We start from the raw sequence: 20,197 nt of genomic DNA, 5'->3' as shown, positions 1-20,197 counted from the left end.
CTGCGCAGGTCGCTCTGTCCGGCCTCGGCAGAAAGGGGGCGTTGCGCTGGCGCGGCTTCGACCTTCAACAGCCGCTGCGACAGGACATCCACCTCTTTCGACAGCGTCTCGCAGCGTGCGTTCAACGTCGAGATCCGTCCCAGGGCCGTTCCCGCTGCGAGGCTTCCTGCTACGGCCAGGGTCAGGGCGGCGGCGCTTGGAGAGAACACGGCCACAGGGCCGATCGTGACGAGGCCGACCATTCCGGCAGTCCACAGCCCTATATTCCGGCCGAAGACCCGGGCCATCGTCACCATCATCCGTCGCGATCAAGAGCATCCGGAACGCGATGAGCGCGCGGATGCTGAGCGAGATCAGTTGTTGCCGAGGTGTCCACCGGCGGCAAGCCCGTCGTTGGGCCAGGCGCACGATTTTTACCAGCTGTGGCTTGGCCAGGGCCGACGATGTTTCACGTGAAACACCAGGGCTGACTCAGGCGCGAGTCAGGTACATTCCGATCATCAGGAATGTGAAACCCGCTAGCCCGAAGGCTCCTTCCTGACGATGCGTCTTATCAAGGAAGTGAGCGGCGGCTCCCGCCGCGCAACAAGCTGTGCCCAGACCGATGACAACCGACGACATCACCGCCTCCCTCCCGAGGGATTGTTGTCCGGCGTAAGGCTCCAAAATTCACATCGCCTGAGCCGGAAATGCTGCGGATCTCACGCTCACCGCAGGCGAAGCATTGATTCTTCACCCCACCTATACCGTGACGTTCTTGTAACCGACGCCAGGTGCTACCTGCAAGATCTCGCCACATTCTCCTTTGGGGCAATACAACCAGGCGCTTTCGGCAGCATTATTCAATACGCCTGCACAATCTTCGCATCCATTGCCGAGCCACTGTGCAGAGGCGCCCATTCTGAAAGCAGCACCTGCCGGATCGGCCCCCGAATCACTCTGTCCGCGTTGACCCACACCCGCCCGCGCGCGTAAGCACGGATATGCCCATTTCCCGCCCCACCCGCTTCGACGTGATCGTCGTCGGCGGTGGCCATGCCGGCGTCGAAGCCGCTGCGGCCGCTGCCCGCTGTGGCGCTGTGACGGCCCTCGTCACGCACGATCCAGCGACCATTGGCGCCATGTCCTGCAACCCGGCCATTGGTGGCTTGGGCAAGGGTCATCTGGTCCGCGAGGTCGACGCCCTGGACGGTCTGATGGGCCGCGTAGCCGATGCAGCGGGTATCCAGTTCCGCCTTCTAAACCGGCGAAAGGGGCCGGCCGTGCGTGGCCCACGCACGCAGGCCGACCGCAAGCTCTATGCAGCGGCCATGCAGGCGGCCGTGGCCGAGACCAGCAACCTTCACGTCGTGGCAGGTGCCTGCGAAGATCTCGTGCGGGATCAAAGCGGGACGATCGCGGGCATCGTGCTTGGCGATGGCACGACCCTGTCGGCGGGGGCCGTGGTGATCACCACGGGCACCTTCCTAAGGGGTCTCATCCATATCGGGGAGGTCCAGATCCCTGCGGGCCGGGTAGGTGAGGCGCCCTCGATTGGACTGGCGCGCAGCCTCGACGGGCTCGGCTTGCGTCTGGGTCGATTGAAGACGGGAACGCCCCCTCGCCTCGCCCGCGACAGCATCGCCTGGGACCAATTGGAGATGCAGAAGGCGGACGAGGACCCTGTCCCGTTCTCGACCCTCACGGATCGGATCACCACGCCGCAGATCGCCTGCGGCATCACGCGGACGACCCAGGCTGTCCACGACCTGATCCGCGCGAATCTGCACCGCTCGCCCATGTATTCCGGCGGCATCGCCAGCCGGGGGCCGCGCTATTGCCCATCCATCGAGGACAAGGTGGTCCGGTTCGGGGACCGCGAGGGGCACCAGATCTTCCTCGAACCCGAGGGGCTCGACGATCCGGTGGTCTACCCCAACGGTATCTCGACCGCGCTGCCGGAAGAGGTGCAGCACGCCATCGTCCGCGCCATTCCCGGCTTGGAGCGGGTCGAGATCGTGCGGCCGGGCTACGCCATCGAGTACGATTACGTCGATCCGCGCGAGCTCGATGCGGGACTTCAGGTCAAGCGACAGCCGGGCCTGTTCCTGGCCGGACAGATCAACGGCACGACCGGATACGAGGAGGCAGCGGGGCAGGGGCTCGTAGCCGGGCTCAACGCCGCGCGTGTGGCGGCGGGCCAGGAGATCGCAACCTTCGACCGGGCGGAATCCTATCTCGGCGTGATGATCGATGACCTCATCACCCATGGGGTCAGCGAACCGTACCGGATGTTCACTTCACGCTCCGAGTACCGGCTCAGCCTGCGTGTCGACAATGCCGATGAACGGCTGACCCAGCGCGGTATCGCGCTGGGTCTCGTTGGCTCCTACCGGGCCGGGCATTTCGGCCAGTCCCGCGCCGCTCTCGATGCGGCACGCGCTCGGCTCGATGGCCTGAGCCTTACTCCAAGCCAAGCCGCCACGCATGGTATCGCCCTCAACCGGGACGGCATCAGGCGCAGCGGCTTCCAGCTTCTGTCCTATCCGGAGATCGACTGGTCACGCCTCGCCGCAGTCTGGCCGGAACTGACCGAGGTGCCACCACGCATTGCGGATCGCCTTCGGACTGACGCGACCTATGCCGTTTATCTTGATCGTCAGAGCGCCGATATCGCCGCCTTCCGCCGGGACGAGGCCGTCCGCCTGCCGGATGGGTTCGACTATGCCGGGATCAGTGGGCTTTCGAACGAGATGCGCGTGAAGCTTGAAAGCGTCCGGCCCGGCACGCTTGGTCAGGCCGCGCGGATCGAGGGCGTAACCCCGGCAGCGCTGACCTTGCTGGCTGCTCATGCGAAGCGCGGCGAGCGGTCCGCCCGGCGGTCCGCATGAGCGGGGAGGGGCGAGCGCAGGTCCTCTCAGCCTACGATGTTTCACGTGAAACAACGCAGGCGCTCGACATCTATGTCGCGCAACTGACGCGTTGGCAGACGGTAAAGAACCTCGTCGGCCCCTCGACACTCTCCGAGGTGTGGAGCCGCCATATCGCGGATGCACTCCAACTTCTCGCTCTGGCTCCCGACGCGAAACGATGGATCGACCTCGGCTCCGGGGCGGGCATTCCCGGTCTGATCCTCGCTATCGCGGGGAAGGAGAGGGGGATCCACGTCACGCTGGTGGAGAGCAACGCGCGCAAATGCGCTTTCCTTACCGAAGCCGCGCGTCTCACGGGTGCCCCGGCAACCGTAAGAAATGCCCGGATCGAAGCGGTGATCGGTGCCGAGGCGGGGGCAGACATCGTCTGCGCGCGGGCGCTGGCCGCACTCGATCAGCTCCTCGACTGGTCGGCTCCGCTGTTGAAATCAGGCACCACCGGGCTGTTTCCGAAGGGCCGGGATGTGCAGGCGGAATTGACCCAGGCCGCCGCGCGGTGGACATTCACCTACGATCTCGTGCCGAGTCGGACAGAGTCCGACGCCCGGATCGTGCGGGTCACAGCCCTAACCGAACCGAGCCCCCGATGAGCGACGCGACGACCGTCGACGCCTCCGAGCGCCCCGAGACCGGCCTTCCGGCGAAGCCCCTGCGGGTGCTGGCCCTGGCTAATCAGAAGGGCGGCGTCGGCAAGACGACCACGGCCATCAACCTCGGCACGGCGCTGGCCGCCATCGGCGAGGACGTGCTGGTGATCGACCTCGATCCACAGGGCAACGCCTCGACCGGGCTCGGCATCGAGAAGGCTCGCCGCCGGGTCTCGACCTACGAGTTGATGGCGGGGGAGGCGAGCCTCGCGCAGACCGTCATCCCCACGGCCGTGCCGCGTCTGTCCATCGCGCCCTCGACCATGGACCTGCTCGGTCTCGAAATGGAGATGGCGACCTCACAGGACCGGGCGCACCGCCTGCGCAATGCCCTGCGAAGTATGGCGCAATCGGAGAGCCTGAAGCGCATCAGCTACGTGCTGATCGATTGCCCGCCCTCGCTGAACCTTCTGACCATCAATGCCCTTGCGGCGGCGGATGCGGTGCTGGTGCCGCTTCAATGCGAGTTCTTCGCGTTGGAGGGCTTGAGCCAGTTGCTGCGCACCGTCGAGCAGGTGCGCACGGCGCTGAACCCACGCCTGACCATCCAGGGCATCGTGCTGACGATGTTCGACCCGCGCAACAACCTGTCGGCCCAGGTCGTAGCGGATGTGCGCGGCTTCATGGGCGACAAAGTCTACGAGACCATGATTCCGCGGAACGTGCGTGTGTCGGAGGCGCCCTCGCACGGCAAGCCTGCCTTGTTGTACGATCTGAAATGCGCTGGCAGCCAAGCCTATCTGCGCCTCGCCTCCGAGGTGATTCAGCGGGAAGGCCGCGTACCGGCGGCGGCGTGAGTTTTTGAGGACAGGTGAGACGATGGCTGAAGAGGTCGCAAGGCCCCGGCTGGGGCGCGGACTCGCGGCCCTGATCGGCGATTTTGGGGATCCGGCAGCGCCGCCACCCAAGCTCGAAGGCCAGCGCAAGGTCGCGGTCGAGTTCCTGCGTCCGAACCCACGCAATCCCCGCCGCCATTTCGGCGAGGAGGAGTTGTCCGAACTCGCGGGCTCCATCAAGGCGCGCGGCCTAATTCAGCCCATCGTCGTGCGGCCCCTGGCGGATGTGCCCGGCGCCTTCGAGATCGTCGCGGGCGAGCGTCGTTGGCGGGCCGCGCAGCGCGCCGGGCTCGATGAGGTGCCGGTGGTGGTCGTCGAGATCGACGACCGCGCCTCGCTCGAATTCGCGATCCTCGAGAACGTCCAGCGGGCGGATCTCAACCCGATTGAGGAGGCATCGGGCTACGAGCGGCTGATGCGCGATTTCTCGTACACGCAGCGCGAACTGGCCGAGATTCTGGGCAAGAGCCGTAGTCACCTCGCGAACACGCTCCGCCTCCTCAACCTGCCGCAGCCGGTTCAAGACCGCTTGAGCGCGGGCGAGATCACGGCCGGGCATGCCCGCGCGCTTCTCGCGCTGCGTGATCCCGAAGGCGCCGCCCGGCGCATCGTGGCGGAAGGTCTGTCGGTGCGTGAGGTCGAGGCCCTGGCGGCGGCCGAGGCCGAGCCCTCGGAGACCCCGCGCCCCGGCCGTCCCCGGCTCGCTGCGGAACGCCCCGCCCCGGTGCGCGCCCTCGAACTCCGCCTCCACCAAGCCCTTGGCGTGACGGTCAGCTACCGCCCGAAGGATGAAGACACGGGCGAGATCCGGCTGCGCTACGGCAGCCGCGCGGAGCTCCAGAGCCTTCTCGATCGCCTCAAAGTTCAAGCGGACGGCTAAGACCGGGTGTCCAGAGGGCAAGCCCTCTGGTGGGGTCCAGGGGCGAAGCCCTTGGGTTCCTAACGTCGACGCCCCGCCTCGGCGATCCGCAGCAACGCCGCCGAGGCGAGCGCTTCGCTGAGAGCCGCATCGGCCCGGCGACAGGCCAGGACGGCCTGCGAGAGGATGTCGATGGCCTGCCGCAGGCGGGCCGGTCCCCACAACCCGAGTTGGCGCTCGATACTGCCCTTGCGCTTGAAGTGCAGGCCGCGCCATGCGGCCGCCATGGCGCCCGGTGTCTTGTCGGGGTTGTCAAGACGCAGGGCCAGCATCGTCGTGGCATGACGCAGGGCCGAACCGAGCACTTGCGCCGGGTCGAGTCCCTCCTGCCGGAAGCGGCGCGAGTCGCGCTCCACCACCTCGATGCGGCCATCGAAGGCGGCATCGACCAGGGTGTTGAGAACGCTGGCGGCGACATCGCTCACCACCGCCTCGATATCGTCCAGAGTCACGGTCCCCTTGCCCGCCGCGTAGAGAGCGAGCTTCTCCAGTTCCATCAGGCTTGCCCGGCGGTCGCCGCCGAGGCTGCGGACCAGCACCTCCCGGGCGTCCCGATCGAGGCGCAGGTCATGCGCCCTCAGGGTCCGGTCCACGAGATCGCCGAGTGCCCGCTCGTCGTCCGGGTAGCACGGGATGGCGAGCGCTCGCTGCGACTTCTCGCAGAGGCCGCGCAGGGGATTGCCCTTGGCGAGGTCGCCCGCCTCGACCACGATGCGCGTATCGGTGATGGAGATGCCCAGCAACGCCTCGACGGCTGGGGCGATGTTGCGCGTGCTCGGCCGGACCCAGATCGCCCGCTTACCGCCGAACAGGCCGACCGTGCCCGCCTCGTCGCAGAGGCGGCCAGGATCGGAGGCGATCACGTCGCCGTCGATCCGGACGAGGGCGAAGGGATCGGACGTGTCGGGCACGAAGCCCTCGGCCAAAGCCTTGGCGCGCTCGGTGACGAGGCCGGTATCAGGCCCGTAGACGAGGATCACCGGGATGCGCGGATCGGGTCCGCGCCGGATCAGGTCCTCGATATCCCCCGGACGGACAGCCGTCACCGACGGCTCACGGCTTGGCCGCCAGCACCGAGGCAATCCGGGTCTTGATTTGGTCCGCCAAGGTGTCGGCGAGGCGGATTTCCGCGTCGCGGGCGGCCCGCTGGCTGGCGAAGCGCTGGATCGACCGGTCGTAGGTCGCCGTCGAGGTGGCGACACCCTCTGCGATCACCTTGGTGCCACTGAGGTCTTCCAGGCTGTAGCGGATGTTGCCGACGATCGTGCCCGCTTCCGCGCGGCCGGTCGTGGAGGAGACGATGGGCGTCTGCACCGTCTCCGAGCCCGAGAGCTTCAGGCGGTACTGTTTCTGGACGCGCTGGCCCGAACCGTCGAGGTCGAAGACCAGTTCGCTGCGCAGGTAATGGCCGAGCCGTTCCTGGCCCTGTGCCATCACGATCTCGTCCACCTGCACGGAGGCGAGGAGCGCCTGGACCGATGCGCCCGAGGCGGTCGGTCCATAGAGGGGACGGAAACAGGCCGACAGGCTCATGCTCAAGGCCGCCACGAGGCCGAGCCGTCCAACCCGCGCCGCCACCGATGCCACGTCACGCCTCATCACGCCGTTCCGCCCCGCTTCTCTCCGGTCTTAGCGCGGACCGGGGGGCCCGCGCCACGACTCTGACGAGCGGGCCTTACGATTCCTCTACGGCGAGAGGATGGTCCTGGTGTTTCCGGGGAAAACTCACCAGCGGTAGATCAGGCTCCCGATCACCGTCGCGGGTGCGCCGCGGTAGCAGAACCCGGCTTGGCAGGTCGCGTAATCCCGGTTGAACACGTTGTAGGCGTTCACCTGGGCACGGAAGCCTTTGTACTTGGGATCGAGCGCCGCGAAGTCGTACGCGACCAGGGCGTCGAACAGGGTCACGGTCGGGTTGCGGACGGTGTTCTCGTCATCCGCGAAGCTCGTGCCCGCATAACGGACACCGCCGCCGATCTGCAGCCCGGAGAGCCAGGAGCCCGGCGGAAACTGGTACGTGCCGAAGGCTGAGACCGTGTTGCCCGGAATACCAGACAGGGCGTTCCCATCGATCGGCGCCTGCGTCACGAAGGACGTCTGCCGCAGGAAGCGCACGTTCAGGTGCGTGAAGGCCAGGGTCAGGTTCGTGCCGGGCGCGAAGTTCGCCGTCATCTCGGCCTCGAAGCCCTTGGACTCGATGGATCCAGTCGCGACTTGGTTGGCGAAGTTGTTGGGATCCTGCCGCAGGATGCTCGATTGAACGATGTCGAAGCCGGAGAACGAGCCGGTGATGTTGGTGTTCGGGATCGCCAGCTTCACACCGGCCTCGATCTGGTCACCCGTCGCGGACTTGAAGGGCCTGCCATTCGCATCGGTGCCGAGCGGGGCGAGAAGGTCGTCGCATAGCTTGCATAGGGCACGAAATCAGGGGTCAGCAGGTAGTTCAGGCCAAGCCGGTAGGAGAAGGCGCTGTCGTTCTGCGTGGAGCCGGTGACGGGACCGAGATTGGCGAAACTCGTCGTGCTCTGCGAAACCCAATCGTGCCGCCCGGTCAGGGTCAGCACGAAGCGATCCCACTTCGCCTGCTCCTGAAGGTAGACGCCGATCTGGTCCTGGGATTGCGTCGCCCCGGAGGTCAGGGCCGGGCGGGGGATGAAGGTGCGGTAACGGAAGTTCCGAAAGTTCGTCACGCCCGTCAGGTCGAGGTCGGGCACGTCCGGGAAGCCGAAACGCCGCGTCCAGTCGTAGTGGATGTAGTCGACGCCCCCGACCACAGTGTGGGCGACCGGGCCGGTGACGAAGTGCCCTTCCAGCTGATTGTCGAGGGCGACCGATTGCAGGTTCTCGCGGAAGAGTCCGCCGGAGCGCTGCGCGGTGAGGCCGGTGATGCTGTTGATCTGCGTGTAGGGAAATCGCCTTCGACGCCGTAATAGCGGAAGTTCTGGCGGAAGATCAGATCGTTCGTGAACTTATGTTCGAAGGCGTAGCCGATCCGGTATTGTTGCTGCGTGAAGGCGTTGAAGCCCGGATCGCCTTGATAGAGCCGCGTCACCTGGAAGCCGGGCGCGTTGTAGAAGGCCGCAGTCCCGGGCAGGCGCGAGTTCTGGAATTCGGTCAGGATCGTCAGGGTCGTGTCGGCGGAGGGCTTCCACGTGAAGGCCGGTGCGATGTTCACCCGATCGTCGGTGGCGCCGGGGAGGAAGGTGTCCGATTGGCGGACGATGCCGGTCAGCCGGTAGGCCATCGTGCCGTCCGATCCCTCGACCGGGCCGCCGAAATCGAAATTACCCTGGAAGCGGTCGTAATTGCCCGCCTGGAACCACACTTCGCCGAACGGCACGAAGACCGGACGCTTCGTCGTGATGTCGACGATGCCGCCGGGCGAGCCGAGGCCGTAGAGGCCCGAGGACGGACCGCGCAGGATCGTCAGGGCTTCCGTGCCGTAGGGTTCGATGCGCGGCACGGCGAGGCCGACGGCCGATTGCCGGAGGCCATCGCGGAAGATGCCGTTATAGGTCGCGTCGAAGCCTCGGATGTAGAAACCGTCGAAGCGCGGATCGAAGCCGAACACGTTGGTAGACGTGCCGGGCACATAGGCCAGGGCTTGGTTCACATCCTGAACATTGCGGTCGTTCAATTGCTCGCGGGTGATCACCGAGACCGATTGCGGCGTCTCGATCAGCGGTGTGTTCGTCTTCGTCGCCGTGGGCGAGACACGGGCCGTGTAGCCGGTCACGCCGGACGGGCCACCGCCCCCGCCGCTCGTGGCTGCGCTGTTCCCGGACACCGCGACGTTCCCGATCAACGCCCGCACCGCCTCGACCGAGATCTCGTTGAGTTGCACCTGGGCCTCCTGCGCCAAGGCCGGCGCCGTGAGGGCGGTCGCAGTCAGGAGGAGGGCGGGGAGGGGAACGCGAACGAGCATGACGGAATCCGGCCGGGCGCAACCTTCGGCGCCCGGCCCCGACTTTCCCGATCACGCGATCGCGATCAACTCGAAAACGTGTTGTAAATCACACAGTTAAAACGCTTCAAAACTGAAGCTGTTCTAACTCAAAATTCGAGCGGCGGCTCTCGTAGGGCTTCCGCCTCGCGGGTGCAGAAGGCGACATCCGGAGGCGATGATCCTTCCGTCAGGGCGCCCCGCAACTCCGTGCGCGCCTTGTCGAGATCGCTGCGGAAGCCCGTATCACCCATCAGGGCCGCGAAGGTCGAGGATCCGTTGGTCCGCCCCGCCGCGACATCGCTCAGCCAATGGACGCCGCAGATCACGCGGCTCTCGCCATAGGCCCGGCCGCGGGCGAGGATGGCCGTGGACTTTTCCGGCACCAGGGCAGCCATGATCAGGGCATAGGCCCAGCCCTGTGTGGCGTGGCCGGAGGGATAGCTGAAGCTGTCGGCCAGCGCCTGGGTCCGCTGCACGCAGATCGGCGATTCGTTGCCGACGAAGGGCCGCAGGCGGCGGTAATGCACCTTGGGAATGCGCGTCATCCGCGCGAGGTCGAGCCGGGCACGTTCGAGCAGGTTGATCGTCGCGGGCACCTTGCCCGCATCGATGCGCACGCCGAGCACGCAGGCGAAATTCTCCAGCACCGCCGCCGCGCCCTCGGCCACGTCGTTGGCGGCGAGGTTCCAGCGGGCGGTGCCCTTCAGGGCACGGGTGCTGGTGAAGGCGGCATGGTCGGCATTGTCGAGGGGCGAATGATGCGCCGGGGGCGGGGGCAGGATCTTCAACGGGTCCGGCAGCGCCGTATCGGACAGATAGGGCTTCACGGCGGGCTTGCCGGGCTTCAGCGGCTCGGCCCCCACCGATGGGGCGGAGGGTGGTGTTCCGCCCTGTGGCATCGCCCCCTGGTCCGGGGCGGCTCGGAGTGACGACACCGACAGGATGGCGGCGAGCGACAGGGCCGTCGTGAGCAGAAGGCGGCGCATCTCGTATCCTTGCAGAGCGGTCACCGTCTGGTGAGCCTCGCACGAGAGGCAGACGGATCACGGGTGCCGGGAAATCCCTGCCTGCCACACTGGCGTGTGTCCAGGCCGCCGCGGGTCACGCCCCTCTGATTGCCGCAGCGATGGCGCCCGGATGTTCCTCGTGCGGGCTGAGCGCCCCGGGAACCGGCCGTGCGGTAACGAGCCAGCTCGCCGCCAGGGCGTCCATCTCGGCACCGGAGCGGCGAGGGGCCCCGTCCGGCCGCAGCATCAGCACGGGCGGCAAATCGGGACCGAACAGGGCGAGGAAGGCCTCGCGGCTCTCGACCGGATCGAGGCCGCCGGTCACGAAGGCGGCGGTGCCGAAACGGCCATTGCGCTGGCGGGTGATGGCATGCTTCGCCCGCACGAGATCCGGCGTCACGGCCTGTGGATCGCCGTAGACGTGGGCACGCATCATCCGGCCGATGATCGGCGGGCTGATGTTGATCCGGTAGAGCGCCTCCCCGATGAGCGGCGCCTCCACGGCGGCGCGGATGCGGGGAAACCACGCGGCCTTCTGCGGCATCGCGGTCGGCAGGGGGCCGCGCCAAGTCGGCGCCACGAGCACGAGGCGGCCGAACGCGTTGGGATGCCGCCGTGCCGCCGCCACGAGGTAACCGGCCGCATGGCCCGCCGCGACGCCCAGAGCATAGGGGCCGGGCGCGGCCTCGAGCAGGGCATCGAGGAAGGCATGGAAGGTGGCGGGCTCCAGCGGCACGCGCTGGCGCGGTTGGGCGCCGAAGCCCGGCCAATCCGGCACGAGGCAGCGATGGTCGCGGGCGAGTTCACCCGCCAGCCCCGCGACCTCCCGCCGGGACGAGATGGTCGAGAGGGCCGGCAGGAGCAGCGCTCCCGGCCCGTGACCGTAAAGGTCGTAGGGGACGCAGACGCGCCGGCCGCCGAGCGTGAGATCGAAGGTGCCGCCCGTCTCCATGCCCTTTGCTCTCAGGTGCGGAGCAGGTCGTTGATCGCCGTCTTGGCGCGGGTGCCGGCATCGACACGCTTGACGATGACCGCGCAGTAGAGGCTCGGGCCGGGGGAGCCGTCCGGCAGGGCCTTGCCGGGCAGGGAGCCCGAGACCACCACGGAATAAGGCGGCACGTAGCCGTAGGTGACCTCGCCCGTGGCGCGATCCACGATCTTGGTCGAGGCGCCGAGGTAGACGCCCATGGAGAGCACCGAGCCCTGGCCGACGATCACGCCCTCGACCACCTCGGACCGGGCGCCAATGAAGCAATCATCCTCGATGATGACCGGGTTGGCCTGCAGCGGCTCGAGCACGCCGCCGATGCCGACGCCGCCCGACAGGTGGACGTTCTTGCCGATCTGCGCGCAGGAGCCGACCGTCACCCAGGTATCGACCATGGTGCCCTCGCCGACATAGGCGCCGAGGTTCACGAAGCTCGGCATCAGGATGGCGTTCGGGGCCACGAAGGAGCCACGGCGCACGAAGCAGCCCGGCACCGCGCGGAAACCCGCCTCCTGAAAGCGGCCCGCATCCCAGCCGTCGAACTTGGACGGAACCTTGTCCCACCAGGTCGCACCGCCGGGGCCGCCGGAGATCGGCGTCATGTCGTTCAGGCGGAAGGAAAGCAGCACCGCCTTCTTCAGCCACTGGTTGACCTGCCACTGGTCGCCGGACTTCTCCGCGACGCGGGCCTTGCCCGAATCGAGCAGGTTCAGGGCCTCGTCCACGGCTTCCCGCACGGTGCCCGTGGTGGCGGACGAGATGCCGGCGCGCTCCTCCCAGGCGGTCTCGATGGTCCGGGCAAGATCGGCGTAGGACATGGGTGCAGCGGTCTTCCGAGAAAGGGAAGAGCGTGCTTACAGGCGCCCGCCGGGGCTGTCGACGGGGGCGCCGCTCACGCCTCGCCCAGAAGGGCCCGCACGCGCTCGAGATCGCCCGTGAAGGTCACGAGGTCCATCGCCAGGGAATCGTGGATCGCCTGGGCCGCGCTGGGGAATTCCTCCAGCACCCGCCGCATCAGGGTCGGCGTGATGCGCAGAACCTCGCAGGTGCCTTCGGCATGGGCGTCGCAGGGGCGCTCGCCGCGCACGAACAGGGCGAGGTGGCCGATCAGGGCGGAGCGACCCGCCTTCACCGGCTCGCCGAAGGCCGGATCCAGGCGAAGGAGGCCCGACATCACCACGAAGCCGCCATCGGCCGAGTCGCCGCGGGCGAACAGCCGGTCGCCATCGCGCAGCTCCCGGCGCTCGGCGGCGAAGCTGAGCAGGCGCAGGGCGTCACGGTCCAGAAACCCGAAAACGGGCGCGGACGCGAGGATCGCGATGTCGTCGTCGAGCCCCACTCTGTCCCGCCGCTCCGTCTCCGGCACCCCCGGCAGGACGATCTAAAGGAAAAAGCCTAATAAATCAGGGAAGCAACTTGTAACCACCGCCCTCGGTCACGAGGATCGCGGCGGTGGCCGGGTTCGGCTCGATCTTCTGGCGCAGGCGGTAGATGTGCGTCTCGAGGGTGTGGGTGGTGACGTGGGCGTTGTAACCCCACACCTCCGCCAGCAACGTGTCGCGATTCACCACGGAGCGGCCCGCCCGATACAGGAAGCGCAGGATCGCCGTCTCCTTCTCGGTGAGCTTCAGCTTGGAGCCCCGCTCGCCGATCAGGAGCTTGGCGCTCGGCCGGAACGTGTAGGGGCCGATCTGGAACACCGCGTCCTCGGACGCCTCGTGGCTGCGCAGGTGGACCCGTATGCGCGCCAGCAGGATGCCGAACTTGAACGGCTTGGTGACGTAGTCGTTCGCCCCCGCCTCCAGCCCCTCGACCTGATCGGCCTCGGAATCCTGCGCAGTCAGCATGATGACCGGGCTGCGGAAGCCCGCCTGCCGCATCTGGCGCACGGCCTCGCGGCCATCCATGTCGGGCAGGCCGACATCCATCACGGCGAGGTCGATGCGATCCTCCGCGACCCGGCGCATGGCATCGGCCGCGCAGGCTTCGCCCACGACCTGAAATTCTTCGGAAAGCGCGAGCTGCTCGATCAACGTATCCCGCAGGATATCGTCGTCGTCACAGATCAGCAGGCGGTAGGCATTCGACATCGTTACGAAGCCTTAGCGTAAAACCGTTCACCCACGAAATCCCCCCGTGATGAGAGACGGTGCGCGCGCCGGTTCGTCTCCGACGTTCTACACCGGGACATCGCCGGTTCGGATGGTTCGAGTTTGCAAAGGATGAGCTTTGTGACCGGAAAGAGGCTTGCACGCAATTCACCGCCCAAATTCCCGTTACCGGCCAAGGTTCGTCGGGTCCGGACGGCGGTGCCGGAGTTGCGGGTCCGCGCCCTCGTCGGCGACCGGCGCAAGGGGCAACTCCTTGTGGGGACGAGCATCATTCCCTGTGCGCTGGGCGCCTGCGGCATCGTCATGGCCAAGCGAGAGGGCGACGGCGGCTCGCCCAGGGGACGGTTCCGACTACGCGGCGGCTTCTACCGGCCCGATCACTGGACCGCCCGTCCGCGCACCGCCCTGCCACTCCGCGCGCTGCGCCGGGACGACGGTTGGTGCGACGACCGCAAGGACCGCCGCTACAACCGGCCGATCCGCTTGCCCGCGCCCGGCATCAGTGCCGAGAGGATGTGGCGCGACGACGGCCTTTACGACCTCGTGCTGGATATCGACTACAACCGTGCCCCGATCCGCCGGGGGCGAGGCTCGGCGATCTTCATGCATATCGCCCGCGAGGGCTACCGCCCGACGGAAGGGTGCGTGGCCCTGACCCGCGCCGACCTGCTGAAGCTCCTGCGCCGCGTCGGTTCCCGGACCTTTCTGCGCATCGGCTAAGACTGTCCGGACCGGTCAGACCCGCCGCATCTCGCCGGGCTTGAGCTCCATTGCCTTGGCGGTACGGGTCGAGAGGCTGCCGACGATGGCCGGGCTTTCACCCTTCTTCGCCTTCTCCGCGACGGCGGCGAGAGCCTCGGCGGGGGTGGCCGTCCGCACGGCATAGACCGGCACGTCGCTACGGGCGGTGCCGAGGGCGACGAGGAAGGTCGTGAAGCGTTCGCGCGGGCGGCTGGGCATCCGCGATCCTTGGCCATGTCGGCTAAATATTACCAGGGCCGTCACGCCCGAGCCTGCCGCGCGTCACCGGGCGGACTCAACCGTTACAACCTCTGATGAGGCCGCAGGATCACACCCGGCGTCAAGCGGCTGCGGTACGGCGGCGGGGGAACACCGGACACTCGTCTCTTAGCCGACACAATAAAAAATGTGTTGTGGATCGTGCCGCCCATTTCCCAGGGGCGTCCACGGAACTTGGCCGTGGCCACGCTGCCTTGCCTCAGCGGTAGTCACGAAGCTCGGCGCCAGACCTATGGCATCAGGCGCTGAGCTTCATGACGTCATGCCCGGCACGCGAGGGATCCACGATCATGAAGGCACTCTGCTGGCACGGAAAGGGCGACATCCGTTGCGACACGGTTCCCGATCCGCAGATCGAGGATCCGCGTGACGTCATCATCAAGGTTTCGTCCTGCGCCATCTGCGGCTCGGACCTTCACCTCATGGACGGGCTGATGCCGACCATGGAATCCGGCGACGTGCTCGGCCACGAGTTCATGGGCGAGGTCGTCGAGACCGGCAGCGGGCACTCCAAGTTCCGCAAGGGCGACCGCATCGTCGTGCCGTTCAACATCAATTGCGGCGAGTGCCGCCAGTGCAAGCTCGGCAACTGGTCGGTCTGCGAGCGGTCGAACCGTAACGCGCACATGGCGGCGGCGCAGTTCGGCTACACCACCGCAGGGCTCTTCGGGTACTCGCACCTCACCGGCGGCTATGCCGGGGGCCAAGCCGAATACGTCCGCGTGCCCTTCGCCGACGTGGCGCCGATGAAAGTGCCGGACGGCATGGACGACGAGGCCGCCCTGTTCCTCACCGACATCCTGCCCACCGGCTGGCAGGGCGCGGAGCACTGCGAGATCCAGGGCGGCGAGACCATCGCCATCTGGGGCGCGGGGCCGGTCGGTTTCTTCACCATCCAGGCCGCCAAGATCATGGGCGCGGAGCGCATCATCGTGATCGAGACCGTGCCGGAGCGGATCGCGCTCGCCAAGCGCGCGGGCGCCACCGACGTCATCGACTTCGCGAGCGAGGACGTGTTCGAGCGCATCAAGGAAATCACGAAGGGCCAGGGCCCGGATGCGGTGATCGATTGCGTCGGCATGGAGGCCAGCGGCGGCCATGGCCTCTCGGGCCTGCTCACCACCGTGCAGGAGAAGCTCACCAGCACCGAGCGGCCGATGGCGCTGGCGGACGCGATCAAGGCGGTGCGGCCCTGCGGGATCGTCTCCGTACCCGGCGTCTATGGCGGCCCGATCCCGATCAACATGGGCTCGATCGTGCAGAAGGGCCTGACCATGAAGAGCGGCCAGACCCACGTGAAGCGCTACCTCGAGCCGCTGCTCAAGCTGATCGAGGCGGGCAAAATCGACACCTCGTCCCTGATCACTCACCGCTCGAAGAACCTCGAGGACGGGCCCGATCTCTACAAGACGTTCCGGGACAAGCAGGATGGCTGCGTGAAGGTGGTCTTCCACCCGACCTGAAAAGCCAAAGGAGTCCGGACGGCCTTTCCCACGACTGACGCGGCATCGCGCCGTGAATTCGCTCGAAAGTCCCTTATACAACGGCATAATGCCGCGATAAGGGGACTGCACGCGCAAATCTCAGTCGTCCGCCGTCCGAGACTCCGATGCCCACCCCCGGTTTCAGTCCCGCCCTCGTGGCCCTGTCGGTGGCGATCGCGATGTTCGCCTCCTACACGGCCCTCGATCTGGCCGCGCGGGCGCGCGGCATCGCGGACGGCACCGTCCGCTCGGGGTCACGCGCCATCTGGATCACCGGCGCGGCCGTCACGATGGGCGGCGGCATCTGGTCGATGCACTTCATCGGCATGCTCGCCTTCGAGATGGGCATGCCGACGGCCTATGGCTCGGGCTGACCCTGCAATCCTTCCTGATCGCCGTGGGCGTGACCGGCGCGGCCTTCGCCTGGGTCGGCCGCAAGGGGCGGGGCGCCATGCCGAATGGGTGGCGGGGCCCCTGATGGGCCTGGGCATCGCACTGATGCACTACACGGGCATGGCCGCGATGCGGATGCCCGGCCACATCACCTACGATCCCCTCCTCGTCGCGGCCTCCATCGCCATCGCGGTCGTGGCCTCCACCACCGCGCTCTGGCTGGCTTTCCGCCGCAACACCGTAGCCGAGAAGCTGGCCGCCGCGCTCGTGATGGGGCTGGCCGTCGCGGGGATGCACTATACCGGCATGGCAGCGGCGACCTTCTCCGGGGACGCGCATGTCCATGCGGGGGCGGACACCTTCTCCGCCGCGCCCCAGACCCTCGCCTTCGCGGTCACGGGGGCGACCTTCCTGATCCTGTTCATCGGCATGCTGGCCATCGCCATCGACCAGCACCGGATCCAGGGCGAGCTGGTGGCCAGCGAAGCCCGGTTCAAGGCGGCCATCGAGGCCGTGAGCGGCGTGCTCTGGACCAACGATGCCGAGGGGCGGATGGTCGGACCGCAGCCGGGCTGGTCCGCCATCACCGGGCAGACGCCGGACGAGTACCAGGGCTTCGGCTGGGCCGATGCCGTTCACCCGGACGATTCCGCCCCCAGCATCGCCGCCTGGAACGAGACCGTCGCCGCGCTCAAGACCTTCGTGTTCGAGCACCGGGTGCGGGTGAAGGAGGGCGGCTACCGCCACTATGCGATCCGCGCCGTGCCCGTGCTGAACCGCGACGGCTCGATCCACGAATGGGTCGGCGTGCACACCGACATCACCGCCCAGCGCGAGGCCGAGGCGGAGTTGCGCGAGTCGAACGAGGAGATCCAGCGCTACGCCTACATCGTCAGCCACGATCTGCGGGCGCCGCTGGTCAACATCATGGGTTTCACGAGCGAGCTCGCCGAGACCCGCGTCGAGCTCCAGCACGCCTTGACCGGCCACCCCCAGGCGGAGCGGATCGATGCCGAACTCGGCGAGGCCCTGGGCTTCATCGGCGCGGCCGTCACGCGGATGGAGCGGCTGATCGCGGCGATCCTCAAGCTCAGCCGAGAGGGGCGGCGGCGGTTCGAGCCGGAACCCCTCGACATGTCCGCCGTCATCCGTCGCCTCGCGGATGCGAACCAGCATCAGGCGGAATCGCAGAACGCCGTCGTCACCGTCACCCCCGGGATGCCGGAGATCGTCGCGGACCGGCTCGCCGTGGAGCAGATCTTCGGCAACCTCCTCGACAACGCCCTGAAATATCTCGACCCGGCCCGGCCCGGCCGCATCACCGTCACGGCGCAGGCGCTCGGCACCGAGCGGGTGCGCTTCTCAGTGGCGGATAACGGACGGGGCATCCCCCGGAACGATCATGTCCGGGTGTTCGAGCTGTTCCGCCGGTCCGGCACGCAGGACCGGCCGGGCGAGGGCATCGGGCTCGCCCACGTCAAGGCGCTGGTGCGGGCGCTCGGCGGGCGGATCGATCTCGAATCCGAGCCGGGACGGGGCTCGACCTTCACCGTGACGCTGCCGCGCGGGGCGTCTATGGAGCACGCGGCGGCGGCTCCCCTGTCGATCGCCGCCGAGTGAAGCGAGAGCCCGCCATGCATCCCGTCTGCATCGTGATGATCGAGGACGACGAGGGCCATGCGCGCCTCATCGAACGGAACATCCGCCGGGCGGGCGTGAACAACGAGATCGTGCCGTTCCGCGACGGCACCTCGGCGCTGACCTACCTGTTCGGGCCGGACGGCTCGGGCGAGGTGAGCCGGCGCCGCCATCTGCTGATCCTCCTCGATCTCAACCTGCCGGACATGACCGGCATCGACATCCTGGAGAAGGTGAAGGCCAACGCGCATACAAAGCGCTCGCCCGTCATCGTGCTGACCACCACCGACGATGCCCGTGAGATCCAGCGCTGCTACGATCTCGGTGCCAACGTCTACGTGACGAAGCCCGTGAACTACGAAGGCTTCGCCAACGCCATCCGGCAGCTCGGCCTGTTCTTCTCCGTCATGCAGATCCCAGAGACCCCATGACCACAGGCCCAGGCGGCTCGGGGCAGACCGGCATCCGCATCCTCTACATCGACGACGATGCGGGCCTCGCACGCCTCGTGCAGCGAAGCCTCGGGGTGAGGGGGTACGCGGTGGAGCATGCCGCCGACGGAGCGGCGGGTCTCGCACGCCTGCGCGAGGGGGGCATCGACCTCGTTGCCCTCGACCATCACATGCCGGGCCAGACCGGACTCGATCTGCTGCCCGAAATCCGCGCCCTGCCGGATGCGCCCCCCGTGGTCTACGTCACCGGGTCGGAAGATAGCCGTGTCGCCGTCGCCGCCCTGAAGGCGGGCGCCGCCGACTACGTGTGGAAGGACCTTCAGGGCCAGTTCCGCGAATTGCTCGGGGAGGCGATCGCCACGGCTTTGGGCGCCGAGGCGATGCGCCGGGACAAGGAGCGGGCCGAGGCCGAGGTGCGCGCCGCTCGCGACCGGGCGGAGCTGCTGCTGCGCGAGGTAAACCACCGCGTCGCCAATTCCCTCGCCCTCGTGGCGGCCCTGGCGCGGATGCAGACCACTGCGGTCGCCGATCCGGCCGCGAAGGCGGCGCTGGAGGAGATGCAGGCCCGCATCTCGGCGATCGCGGGCATCCATCGCCGCCTCTACACCTCCGAGGACGTGGAGGCGGTGGAACTCGACGCCTATCTCGGCAGCCTGGTCGAGGAATTGCAGGCGGCGATGAAGGCGGCGGGGCGCGACCACGCCATCCGTCTGCACGCCGAACCGGTGAGGCTCGCCACCGACAAGGCGGTTTCGGTGGGCGTCGTCGTCACCGAACTCGTCACCAACGCCTACAAGTATGCCTATCCGGCGGAGGAGCCGGGCGAGATCCGCGTCGCCCTGCGCCGCTCGGCCGACCGGCTCGAACTTGCCGTGGAGGATGACGGCGTCGGGTGGACCGGAGAGGGCAAACCGCGCGGCACGGGGCTCGGCTCACGCATCGTCAAGGCAATGGCCACGAACCTGCGCAGCGCCCTGGTCTATTCCCCGGCGGAACGGGGCACGCGGGCGCTGCTCTCCTTCGAAGGGTGAGGGGAGGGGCCCCCTCCCACCAAGCGATCTCTCGCCACCGAGCGGCATCCGCGCAGGCAGTAAAGGCTCTAATGCCCCGAGCCGCGCAGGATCATCTTGAGGTTCTGGTCGGCGCTGGTCAGGCGCTCGCCGATGCCGCGACTGACGCACTTCTCGACCGAATCGCCCGCCAGGAAGCCAACGGTCTTGCCCTGCGTCCGGCATGTGTCGAGGGGCGGCCAGGTCAGCACGACGAGGATGGTTCCGGCCACGACGAGCGCATCGATCAGGAGCCAGCCGAACCAACCGAGGCGGAAGCGGCTCCCGTTCTCGTCCTCGTCGGTCTCGCGGCGCCGCCCGCTTAGGGAAGCGCCCTTGCTCACCCGGTTCATACGGGCGCGAAACTGGGCTTCTTCGAGCGCGTCCGCTTCGGCCGTGCTGTGAGGGGGGACCTGCATCGTCCGATCCGATCAGTCTATGAACCGGCGCAGGATGGCGAGGTTGTCCCCGGCCATGGTGGCGTTGCCCATCATCCCGTTACGGGCGCAGGCACTGGCCCCGATCATCGATGTCCAATCGGCGAAGGACGGCCGCGCCCGGCAATCGAAAATGGAACTGCCAAACAGGAAAAGGCCCAGCGGCGTGAGGAACAGGGCGAGCTTCACCAGGGTGAAGATCCGCCTCAGGGGGCCCTTGCGGCGGCGCGGTCGGCGGCGGGGGCGGTCATCCTCCCACTCCCCATCCTCGTCGCGCTCGCCCATCCCCAGACCCCGTCCGGCCGAGATCGCCCGGCCCCGGATCGGTAGCACGGCCCGCCTCGATACACGCGTAGGA

The 20,197-nt window shown here is 67.7% G+C and carries 18 protein-coding genes and 2 pseudogenes; 9 read left to right on the top strand and 11 right to left on the bottom strand.

The genetic code is table 11. The features are described from left to right. Positions 1–983 precede the first annotated feature (983 nt). From mnmG to ACFQE0_RS06355, 4 genes are read left to right on the top strand one after another with little or no spacing between them, the layout of a single operon-like run. Positions 984–2,870, top strand: coding sequence for a tRNA uridine-5-carboxymethylaminomethyl(34) synthesis enzyme MnmG (gene mnmG / locus ACFQE0_RS06370; protein WP_378968121.1), 1,887 nt, complete (start codon positions 984–986; stop codon positions 2,868–2,870). After that, positions 2,867–3,502 (top strand): 16S rRNA (guanine(527)-N(7))-methyltransferase RsmG, encoded by a 636-nt coding sequence (gene rsmG / locus ACFQE0_RS06365; RefSeq protein WP_378968119.1) that lies wholly within the window; start codon positions 2,867–2,869, stop codon positions 3,500–3,502. Before mnmG ends, rsmG begins: the two co-directional genes overlap by 4 nt. Then, complete coding sequence (locus ACFQE0_RS06360; protein WP_378968117.1) at positions 3,499–4,356, top strand: ParA family protein; 858 nt, start codon at positions 3,499–3,501, stop codon at positions 4,354–4,356. Before rsmG ends, ACFQE0_RS06360 begins: the two co-directional genes overlap by 4 nt. Before the next feature lie 22 nt (positions 4,357–4,378). Then, a complete protein-coding gene (locus tag ACFQE0_RS06355; RefSeq protein WP_378968115.1) occupies positions 4,379–5,275 on the top strand; it encodes a ParB/RepB/Spo0J family partition protein in 897 nt (298 codons plus the stop codon). A 59-nt stretch (positions 5,276–5,334) separates the two neighbouring features. Here the strand turns inward: ACFQE0_RS06355 and holA are convergent, their stop codons facing one another. From holA to ACFQE0_RS06315, 8 genes and pseudogenes are all read right to left on the bottom strand, one after another. Beyond that, positions 5,335–6,360, bottom strand: coding sequence for a DNA polymerase III subunit delta (holA, locus tag ACFQE0_RS06350; protein WP_378968113.1), 1,026 nt, complete (start codon positions 6,358–6,360; stop codon positions 5,335–5,337). 7 nt (positions 6,361–6,367) lie between these two features. After that, positions 6,368–6,913 carry an LPS assembly lipoprotein LptE gene (gene lptE / locus ACFQE0_RS06345; protein WP_378968111.1) on the bottom strand — a complete coding sequence of 182 codons (546 nt, stop codon included), beginning with the start codon at positions 6,911–6,913 and terminating at the stop codon, positions 6,368–6,370. A 126-nt stretch (positions 6,914–7,039) separates the two neighbouring features. Next, positions 7,040–9,239: pseudogene (locus ACFQE0_RS06340) on the bottom strand (TonB-dependent siderophore receptor). A gap of 128 nt (positions 9,240–9,367) precedes the next feature. After that, positions 9,368–10,246, bottom strand: a complete 879-nt coding sequence (locus ACFQE0_RS06335; RefSeq protein WP_378968109.1) for an acid phosphatase — start codon at positions 10,244–10,246, stop codon at positions 9,368–9,370. Positions 10,247–10,361: 115 nt separating this feature from the next. Beyond that, on the bottom strand, positions 10,362–11,219 hold the full coding sequence (locus ACFQE0_RS06330) for an alpha/beta fold hydrolase (protein ID WP_378968107.1): 858 nt from the start codon (positions 11,217–11,219) through the stop codon (positions 10,362–10,364). A gap of 11 nt (positions 11,220–11,230) precedes the next feature. After that, positions 11,231–12,073 (bottom strand): 2,3,4,5-tetrahydropyridine-2,6-dicarboxylate N-succinyltransferase, encoded by an 843-nt coding sequence (gene dapD / locus ACFQE0_RS06325; RefSeq protein ID WP_378968105.1) that lies wholly within the window; start codon positions 12,071–12,073, stop codon positions 11,231–11,233. 74 nt (positions 12,074–12,147) lie between these two features. Continuing rightward, the gene (locus ACFQE0_RS06320) at positions 12,148–12,594 is read right to left on the bottom strand and encodes a cyclic nucleotide-binding domain-containing protein (RefSeq protein WP_378968103.1); all 447 of its coding nucleotides are present in this window, start codon (positions 12,592–12,594) and stop codon (positions 12,148–12,150) included. 64 nt (positions 12,595–12,658) lie between these two features. Continuing rightward, positions 12,659–13,345 carry a response regulator transcription factor gene (locus ACFQE0_RS06315; RefSeq protein ID WP_378968101.1) on the bottom strand — a complete coding sequence of 229 codons (687 nt, stop codon included), beginning with the start codon at positions 13,343–13,345 and terminating at the stop codon, positions 12,659–12,661. Positions 13,346–13,564: 219 nt separating this feature from the next. Between ACFQE0_RS06315 and ACFQE0_RS06310 the strand changes: the two genes are divergently transcribed. Next, a complete protein-coding gene (locus tag ACFQE0_RS06310; protein ID WP_378968099.1) occupies positions 13,565–14,086 on the top strand; it encodes a L,D-transpeptidase family protein in 522 nt (173 codons plus the stop codon). A 15-nt stretch (positions 14,087–14,101) separates the two neighbouring features. Here ACFQE0_RS06310 and ACFQE0_RS06305 read toward each other — a convergent pair whose 3' ends face one another. Beyond that, positions 14,102–14,326: a hypothetical protein gene (locus tag ACFQE0_RS06305; RefSeq protein ID WP_378968097.1), complete on the bottom strand. Its 225-nt coding sequence runs from the start codon at positions 14,324–14,326 to the stop codon at positions 14,102–14,104. A gap of 350 nt (positions 14,327–14,676) precedes the next feature. Here ACFQE0_RS06305 and ACFQE0_RS06300 point away from each other — a divergent pair, with 350 nt between their 5' ends. From ACFQE0_RS06300 to ACFQE0_RS06285, 4 genes and pseudogenes are all read left to right on the top strand, one after another. Next, positions 14,677–15,849, top strand: a complete 1,173-nt coding sequence (locus ACFQE0_RS06300) for a zinc-dependent alcohol dehydrogenase (protein WP_378968095.1) — start codon at positions 14,677–14,679, stop codon at positions 15,847–15,849. Between the two features lie 146 nt (positions 15,850–15,995). After that, positions 15,996–17,883: pseudogene (locus ACFQE0_RS06295) on the top strand (MHYT domain-containing protein). 14 nt (positions 17,884–17,897) lie between these two features. Next, positions 17,898–18,332 (top strand): response regulator, encoded by a 435-nt coding sequence (locus ACFQE0_RS06290; RefSeq protein WP_378968093.1) that lies wholly within the window; start codon positions 17,898–17,900, stop codon positions 18,330–18,332. Further along, a complete protein-coding gene (locus ACFQE0_RS06285) occupies positions 18,329–19,384 on the top strand; it encodes a sensor histidine kinase (RefSeq protein WP_378968091.1) in 1,056 nt (351 codons plus the stop codon). Before ACFQE0_RS06290 ends, ACFQE0_RS06285 begins: the two co-directional genes overlap by 4 nt. 68 nt (positions 19,385–19,452) lie before the next feature. Here ACFQE0_RS06285 and ACFQE0_RS06280 read toward each other — a convergent pair whose 3' ends face one another. After that, on the bottom strand, positions 19,453–19,821 hold the full coding sequence (locus tag ACFQE0_RS06280; protein ID WP_378968089.1) for a hypothetical protein: 369 nt from the start codon (positions 19,819–19,821) through the stop codon (positions 19,453–19,455). A 12-nt stretch (positions 19,822–19,833) separates the two neighbouring features. Further along, positions 19,834–20,172, bottom strand: coding sequence for a hypothetical protein (locus ACFQE0_RS06275; protein ID WP_378968087.1), 339 nt, complete (start codon positions 20,170–20,172; stop codon positions 19,834–19,836). Between the last annotated feature and the right edge of the window lie 25 nt (positions 20,173–20,197).

Source organism: Methylobacterium komagatae, assembly GCF_042661665.1.
Classification (GTDB): Bacteria; Pseudomonadota; Alphaproteobacteria; order Rhizobiales; family Beijerinckiaceae; genus Methylobacterium; species Methylobacterium komagatae.
The sequence above is the reverse complement of the archived record's forward strand: the minus strand, read 5'-3'. Positions and strand labels throughout refer to the sequence as shown.

Excerpts from the sequence above, each read along its gene's own strand:
- mnmG (WP_378968121.1), top strand. The coding sequence starts at position 984 with ATGCCCATTTCCCGCCCCACCCGCTTCGACGTGATCGTCGTCGGCGGT.
- rsmG (WP_378968119.1), top strand. The coding sequence starts at position 2,867 with ATGAGCGGGGAGGGGCGAGCGCAGGTCCTCTCAGCCTACGATGTTTCA.
- ACFQE0_RS06360 (WP_378968117.1), top strand. The coding sequence starts at position 3,499 with ATGAGCGACGCGACGACCGTCGACGCCTCCGAGCGCCCCGAGACCGGC.
- ACFQE0_RS06355 (WP_378968115.1), top strand. The coding sequence starts at position 4,379 with ATGGCTGAAGAGGTCGCAAGGCCCCGGCTGGGGCGCGGACTCGCGGCC.
- lptE (WP_378968111.1), bottom strand. The coding sequence starts at position 6,913 with ATGAGGCGTGACGTGGCATCGGTGGCGGCGCGGGTTGGACGGCTCGGC.
- ACFQE0_RS06335 (WP_378968109.1), bottom strand. The coding sequence starts at position 10,246 with ATGCGCCGCCTTCTGCTCACGACGGCCCTGTCGCTCGCCGCCATCCTG.
- ACFQE0_RS06330 (WP_378968107.1), bottom strand. The coding sequence starts at position 11,219 with ATGGAGACGGGCGGCACCTTCGATCTCACGCTCGGCGGCCGGCGCGTC.
- dapD (WP_378968105.1), bottom strand. The coding sequence starts at position 12,073 with ATGTCCTACGCCGATCTTGCCCGGACCATCGAGACCGCCTGGGAGGAG.
- ACFQE0_RS06315 (WP_378968101.1), bottom strand. The coding sequence starts at position 13,345 with ATGTCGAATGCCTACCGCCTGCTGATCTGTGACGACGACGATATCCTG.
- ACFQE0_RS06305 (WP_378968097.1), bottom strand. The coding sequence starts at position 14,326 with ATGCCCAGCCGCCCGCGCGAACGCTTCACGACCTTCCTCGTCGCCCTC.
- ACFQE0_RS06300 (WP_378968095.1), top strand. The coding sequence starts at position 14,677 with ATGAAGGCACTCTGCTGGCACGGAAAGGGCGACATCCGTTGCGACACG.
- ACFQE0_RS06290 (WP_378968093.1), top strand. The coding sequence starts at position 17,898 with ATGCATCCCGTCTGCATCGTGATGATCGAGGACGACGAGGGCCATGCG.
- ACFQE0_RS06285 (WP_378968091.1), top strand. The coding sequence starts at position 18,329 with ATGACCACAGGCCCAGGCGGCTCGGGGCAGACCGGCATCCGCATCCTC.
- ACFQE0_RS06280 (WP_378968089.1), bottom strand. The coding sequence starts at position 19,821 with ATGCAGGTCCCCCCTCACAGCACGGCCGAAGCGGACGCGCTCGAAGAA.